The organism is Mesorhizobium sp. B1-1-5, from assembly GCF_006443065.1.
Lineage (GTDB): Bacteria > Pseudomonadota > Alphaproteobacteria > Rhizobiales > Rhizobiaceae > Mesorhizobium.
In genome coordinates, this window is sequence record NZ_VFWS01000616.1 from 1 (window position 1) to 1,076 (window position 1,076).

The 1,076-nt window shown below is 60.1% G+C and carries 1 protein-coding gene; it reads right to left on the reverse strand.

The window, feature by feature from the left end:
- On the reverse strand, positions 1-961 hold a 961-nt coding region (locus FJ980_RS33800; RefSeq protein ID WP_140547686.1), incomplete at its 3' end, for a diguanylate cyclase.
- Positions 962-1,076 lie beyond the last annotated feature (115 nt).

Consider the following 1,076-nt stretch of genomic DNA (forward strand, 5'->3'; position numbering starts at 1 on the left):
CGAAGGCGACGCCGATCTTGCTTGCGAGCTCGTAAGCCCTCTCTTCGGTCACCCGGGACATGACGATCGCGAATTCCTCGCCGCCGAGACGAAAGGCGTCGACGCCCGTTCTGGCATATTTTCTGATGACTGCGGCGAAGCGGCACAGAACCTGATCCCCCACCGGGTGACCATAGATGTCGTTCGTCTTCTTGAAATGATCGAGGTCGAACATGACGACCGCCATGAACGGACCGAAGGCCCGTTCGCCATGGAGCGACATCAATCCCCGGCGGTTCATCAGCCCGGTCAACGGATCGGTCATCGTCTCGGCCTTCAGCTCGATCTGCGCCTGCAGGTGATGCAGGGAAAACGTCAATGCGCCGAGACCGGTCATGCAGGCCACGGCCACGACCGAATTCAGGCGTTCGGCCCAGTTATCGGGGGCTGCCCCGAGCGTCCATTGCCCCTTGGCCACCAGGACGACCGCGCAAAGTGCAAACGACACCGCACAGGTGCCGCCTAGGAACGAAACCACCAGCAGGATTTTGCGATCATGACTGCCGTTGAGCCAGAACATGGTTCCGATCGCCGAGAGCAGCACAGTCACCGTTACATAGGTAACGATGAAGCCTACCCCGTCGAGACCGAGGGAAGTCACCGCCGCGCAGATCGTCATGGCGGCCAATGTCGGCAAAATGGCACGCCGGTAATCCGGCACGCCGAGATACTGCATGGCCGAGAGGCAGATGACCAGGAAACCGAGGCTGAGCAATGCAAGCGCGACCTGGCAAAGCAGCGGATCAGGCTCCTTCGTGTATCGCCAGAACAGGATGACATGCACAACGAGCACGAGAATGCCGCACCCCACCGTCAGCACGAAGCTGGCCCGGGGCGCGGCGAACCAGATCGCGAACATGGTGATGCTGAGGCAGATGCCCGACAGCGCGGCTGCGAGCAGGAGCGAACTGAAATCCAGCATATTGGGCGGGGGTTCCCTGAGCGTCGGCCTTACCGCTGCATTCTAGGTCAGCGACAGCCATCAGACATGATTTTCAACTGATCTTTCGGCTGAGACCTTCGGATAGGGTTTACAA